Origin of the sequence: Planococcus sp. A6, from assembly GCF_028823615.1 — a bacterium.
Classification (GTDB): Bacteria; Bacillota; Bacilli; order Bacillales_A; family Planococcaceae; genus Planococcus.
In genome coordinates this window covers 1-5,701 of record NZ_JAPEHT010000166.1, presented here as the reverse complement: position 1 = coordinate 5,701, position 5,701 = coordinate 1, and the positions used below count along the sequence as shown (strand labels likewise).

5 protein-coding genes are annotated in these 5,701 nt (G+C 52.7%); 4 read left to right on the top strand and 1 reads right to left on the bottom strand.

Annotated features, from left to right (window positions below; translation table 11 throughout):
• Positions 1 to 139: 139 nt before the first annotated feature.
• A complete protein-coding gene (locus tag ON064_RS16700; RefSeq protein WP_274625651.1) occupies positions 140 to 757 on the bottom strand; it encodes a GntR family transcriptional regulator in 618 nt (205 codons plus the stop codon).
• A 202-nt stretch (positions 758 to 959) separates the two neighbouring features.
• Here ON064_RS16700 and garR point away from each other — a divergent pair, with 202 nt between their 5' ends.
• The 4 genes from garR (at position 960) to ON064_RS16680 (ending at position 5,678) form a co-directional block, all read left to right on the top strand.
• Complete coding sequence (gene garR / locus ON064_RS16695; protein WP_274625650.1) at positions 960 to 1,850, top strand: 2-hydroxy-3-oxopropionate reductase; 891 nt, start codon at positions 960 to 962, stop codon at positions 1,848 to 1,850.
• A gap of 3 nt (positions 1,851 to 1,853) precedes the next feature.
• Positions 1,854 to 3,293, top strand: coding sequence for a four-carbon acid sugar kinase family protein (locus tag ON064_RS16690; protein ID WP_274625649.1), 1,440 nt, complete (start codon positions 1,854 to 1,856; stop codon positions 3,291 to 3,293).
• Between the two features lie 61 nt (positions 3,294 to 3,354).
• Positions 3,355 to 4,191, top strand: a complete 837-nt coding sequence (locus tag ON064_RS16685) for a class II fructose-bisphosphate aldolase (RefSeq protein ID WP_274625648.1) — start codon at positions 3,355 to 3,357, stop codon at positions 4,189 to 4,191.
• Positions 4,192 to 4,334: 143 nt separating this feature from the next.
• A complete protein-coding gene (locus ON064_RS16680) occupies positions 4,335 to 5,678 on the top strand; it encodes a GntP family permease (RefSeq protein ID WP_274625647.1) in 1,344 nt (447 codons plus the stop codon).
• The last annotated feature ends 23 nt before the right edge of the window (positions 5,679 to 5,701 follow it).

Sequence of the window (5,701 nt, the reverse complement as noted above, 5' to 3'; positions counted from 1 at the left end):
ATGCTTTTTTTCTGTTGAATTGTGCCATGCACAGGGACAAACGGCATACAAAACCCCGCTCTATCAACCTTTTCGGCCTGAAAATTGTGTCATGCACAGGGACAAAACTTAAACCCGGGAAACCAAACCCGAAAAGCCCCTACCCTTTCATCCGGTTCAAGCAGAACTCCAGGTCGAGTTGCAGATGCGCTTTCATGAGCCGCTCCGCTTCGTCTGCGTCATGAGCAGCGATAGCTTCGTAGATGTCTTGATGTTCGTCGATCAAAAGCGGGCGTTTGTGGTAGACGACCGTCTTGCGGAACAGGTAGATGATCGACTGCATGCGTTCGAAGATGTCGATCATGACGGGGTTGTTCGTGGCGCCGACGATGATTTCGTGGAATTCTTTGTTCGCCGCCATGACTTGTTCCATCGTGCCCGTACGGCCGACTTCGACGCATCCACGCAATTTGTCGAGATCGCCTTCGCCCATGTACATCGCACAATGGCGGACGGCGAAGCCTTCGAGCAAGGTGCGGACTTGGAAGACGTCGCGCAAGTCGCTGTCGCTCGGGTTGACGACGCGTTTGTCTTTGATGAGCCCTTCTTGCTCGAGCTTGCGGATGGAATCGCGCACCGGCGTCCGGCTGATGCCCATCTCTTCGGCGAGCCGCTCCTCGACCAATTTCGTGCCGCGTTCGAGTTCACCGTTCAGGATCCGGTCCCGGATATATTCGTAAGCTTGGATATACGCAAGCTGTGTGGCTTTTTTGGTCATGCTAATCGACTCCTGGCTAATTTATTTCTCCTTACAAAGTATAAGTTCTATTGGAAAAATTTAAAAGCCACTATATTTTTTGTATACATTTTAAAATATTTTGTATACAAAATGAATGATAATGTGTACTATATTGATTAATACCAAAATGAAAGCGCTATTATGTATGGCAGCTTTGTGAATTTGAAGGGAGCAATCATCAATGAACAAAACCATAGGATTTATCGGGCTCGGCATTATGGGCAAGCCGATGTCATTGAATTTACTGAAAGCGGGCTACCAAGTGTCAGTCAATGACCTTAACACACAAACGGTCGAAGCGCTCATGGAAGCCGGCGCGCAATTCGCGACACCTGCAGAAATGGGTGCAACTTGCGATGTCGTCATCACGATGCTTCCAGCGTCCCACCACGTAAAGCAAGTCGTCCTCGGCGACAACGGCATTTTGACGAACGCCACACCAGGAACAGTCATCATCGACATGAGCTCAATCTCCCCTGTCGCTTCGGTTGAAATTGCCAATGAAGCAGCGAAACGAGGCGTCGACATGATCGATGCACCGGTCAGCGGCGGCGAGCCGAAAGCGATCGATGGCACCTTGGCGATTATGGCGGGCGGAAAAGAAAGCGTTTTCGAATCCGTCAAAGATGTCTTCGAATGCGTCGGCTCCGATATCGTCCTTGTCGGCGATAATGGCAGCGGTGTCACGGCTAAACTCGCGAACCAGATTATCGTCAACTTGAACATCGCCGCGATGTCCGAAGCGCTCGTGCTTGCAGCGAAAGCCGGCATCGACGTCGAGAAAATGTATCAAGCGATCCGCGGTGGCTTGGCCGGCAGCGCTGTGCTCGATGCTAAAGTGCCGCTGATCCTCGATCGCAATTTCGTAGCAGGCGGGCGCATCGACATTAATTTGAAAGACATGACGAACGTGATGGAAACCGCACACGAAATCGGCGTGCCGCTTCCGCTTTCGAGCCAATTGGTTGAGATTTTCCACGCCTTGAAAGTCGACGGCAAAGCAGCCGACGACCACGGCGGCATCGTCCAGTATTACGAAAAATTAGCGAATGTTGAAGTAAGGAAGGTGTAACGGATGGCTCATTCTGAAATCCTAAACGCACACGACGTGCTTGCTTCCCTCCCGGCAATTCCAGACACGACACAAGTCGACGCCTTGCTCGAGCAAGAGCTGCGCGATTTCAATAAAAAAATCATTGTGCTCGACGACGATCCGACCGGCGTGCAAACCGTCCACGGCGTTTCAGTCTATACCGATTGGACTGCGGAAAGCATCGACGCTGGATTTGCGGAACTGCAATCCATGTTCTTCATTCTCACCAATTCCAGGGGCTTTACGGCAGCGGAAACACAACAAGCGCATGAAGACATCGCGCGCGTTATCCAAGAAACCGCCGCAAAGCATGAGAAAGAGTTCATCATCATCAGCCGCGGCGACTCGACCTTGCGTGGGCATTACCCACTCGAGACCGAAGTGCTGAAAAACACGGTCGAATCCGAATCCGATATTTCATTCGACGGCGAAGTCATCATGCCGTTCTTCCAAGAAGGCGGCCGCTTGACCATCAACAACATCCATTACGTTCAGGACGGCGAGCAGTTGGTGCCGGCCGGTGAAACCGAATTCGCGAAAGACCGCACGTTCGGCTACACGGCGTCGCACCTCGGTGAATGGGCAGAAGAGAAGTCAGACGGCGCATTTAAAGCACAAGACGCGGTCTATCTATCGCTCGAAGACATCCGCGCTTTGCGCATCGACCGTCTCGTCGAGCAATTGATGACTGTTACGGATTTCAATAAAGTGATTGTCAACGCCGTAGATTACACAGATGCCAAAATCGTCGTCATCGCCTTGATTCGCGCGATGAACGCCGGCAAGCAGTTCATGTTCCGCAGTGCCGCGGCATTGACGAAAATTATCGGCGGCATCAGCGACAAAGCCTTGCTGACGAAAGAAGAACTGGTCACCGAAACGAGCGACAACGGCGGGCTCATCATGATCGGCTCCCACGTGAAAAAGACGACCGAGCAATTCGAAGTGTTGAAAACTGCTGACTTTATCGAATTCATCGAGTTCGATGTCCATCTCGTCTTGCATCCAGAACAATTCGAAGCGGAAATCAACCGCGTCATCGACACGAGCGAGCGCTTGATTCGTGAGGGCCAGACTGTCGCTGTTTACACGAAACGCGAACGGCTCGATCTCGGCGACAACCAGCAAGAAGAAGAACTGAAGCTATCCGTGAAGATTTCGGACGCTGTCACGAGCATCGTCAAAAATCTCCACGTGCGCCCGAGCTTCATTATCGCAAAAGGCGGCATCACCTCGAGCGATATCGGCACCAATGGCCTGAGCGTTCAACGCGCCACAGTGGCCGGGCAGATCCAACCGGGCATTCCGGTATGGCTGACGGGCAGCGAAAGCAAATTCCCAGGAATGGCTTACGTGATTTTCCCGGGCAATGTCGGCTCGAAAACCAGCTTGAAAGAAGTAGCCGAAATCCTCCACGGATAAGCAAGGCGGCACTTGCCGCTTGCCATCCATGTAAGCGAATACAATAAAAGGCGGTGTGTGAATGTTTATCCAAACAAAAGAAATGTTACAAGCGGCTCAGGCCGGCCATTATGCGGTCGCCGCGTTCAATGTCTATAGCCTCGAAACTTTGCAGGCCGCGATCCAGGCCGCTGAACAAGAAAACCAGCCCGTCATCATCGCGCTCGGCGAACGTTATTTCGGAACTGTCGACGTCGAAGGCTTTGCGGCACTCACGAAATCCTTAGCAGAAAAAGCATCCGTCCCGGTATCTTTGCACCTCGACCATGCATACGAGAAAGAGTCGATCGTCCGTGCGATTGCTTGCGGCTTCACGTCCGTCATGTACGACGGCTCAAAACATGAGCTCGAACAAAACATCGCCTACACGAAAGAAATCGTCGAACTCGCGCACCAGGCAGGCGTCAGCGTCGAAGCGGAAATCGGCTCCACTGCCCGCGGCGCGTTCTCCGATGAAGAAGAAGGCACCGGCGCCTTGACGGACCCCGCGTCCGCTAAAGAATTCGTCGACCAAACCGGCGTCGATTTCCTCGCCGCGTCGATCGGCACCGTCCATGGCATGTACACTGGTGAACCTGACATCAAGCTCGAGCTGCTCGACGACATCCGCCAAGCGGTCGGCATCCCACTCGTGCTCCACGGCGGCTCCGGCACTCCGGACGACACGATGCAACAAGCGGTCGCCAAAGGCATCTGCAAAGTCAACGTCAATACGGAAGTGTCGCTCGCTGCAACAAACTATTTAAAGCAAGCGGCGGATGAGCCGATGCACCTGTCTGATATGATGGCCGGCATGCAACAAGCCATCACGCCGGTCATGGCACGATTTGTCCGTTTGTTGAAAAACCTGGATGCTTGAGGGAAGTTCTTGCAGATGGTTAAGCAGTCTATTTGAAGAAAATTTTTGCATTCATTAAAAAATTAAGGCATATCTAGTCAGCGCCACGGGCTTCTAGGCTATAAGCTGCTCCACCAAACTTTACCGATAAGGGAGATGTTCACATGGTTACAGGAAATTTGTTGATTGTGATTTTTGTTCTGTCGCTCGCCGCTTTGTTTTTTGCCATTCTTAAATTAAAAATCGAGCCATTCCTCTCCTTGATTACCATCGCCGTGCTCACTGCGCTCGCAATCGGCATGCCGCTGCAAGACGTCGCGTCGACCGTCACGACCGGCTTCGGCAATACGCTTGCCGGCGTCGGGATCCTCATCGGGCTTGGCGTCATTTTCGGCCAATTCCTCGGAGCGTCCGGCGCGGTCGAGAAAATCGCACAAGCCGTCTTGAAAGTGTTCGGCATCCAACGCTCTCCGGCAGGCCTCGCCTTGACCGGTACCGCCGTTTCGATTCCGGTATTCTTCGACGCTGCATTCGTCATTTTGAGCGGCTTGATCCGCTCGCTTTCCAGCAAAACGGGCATTTCTGTCGTCACTTTCGTTACCGCTCTTGGCGTAGGCTTGATCGTGTCGCACAATATGATCGCCCCGACACCCGGCCCGCTCGTCGTTGCGGAAAACACCGGTGCTGAACTTGGCCTATTTATCATCTACGGCATCATCGTCGCCATTCCAGCGACATTGGTCGGTGGTTATCTATACGGCATGTTCATCGGAAAACGCGTCAAGCATTCCGGCGAAATCGAGGAAATCATCGTCGAAAAAGCCGACTTGCCGAAAAAAGAAATCAGCACGGCGTTGAGCTTCTTCATGCTCGCATTGCCAATTGTCTTGATCTTGGCGAATACGGTATCTCAACTCCTGCTTCCTGAAACTTCTGTTTCCAGCTTTTTCGGATTCGTTGGGGAGAAAAACGTGGCCCTCTTGATCAGTGTGTTCGCAGCAATCATCTTCTTGCGCCCTTATATTTCCATCCCGAACAACCGCTTGTATAGCGAAGCCATCAACTCTGCCGGGATCATCATCCTGATCACAGGAGCCGGCGGAGCGTTCGGTGCCGTCATCAACAACAGCGGCATTGGCGACCATTTGATTTCCACGATGCAAAGCTGGAGCATCCCGGTACTCTTGCTCGCGTTTATCTTTTCGCAGATCCTGCGTGCTTCACTCGGCTCGGCAACCGTCGCGCTCGTCACCACTTCGAGCATACTCGGGCCAATGGTCACTGAACTCGGCGTCTCCCCGATCCTTTTGGGTCTTGCCATCTGTGCCGGCGGAATCGGCCTGTCCTTGCCGAACGACTCAGGCTTCTGGGTCGTCAACCGCTTCGGGAAACTCACTGTCCCCCAAACGCTTCTCGCCTGGACTGGCGGCGGCTTCATCGCCGGCGTCACTGCGCTGATCACGGTCTTTATTTTGAACTTGTTCTCAGGGATCTTGCCTGGACTGTAAGGAATAAAATATATACAAAAAAG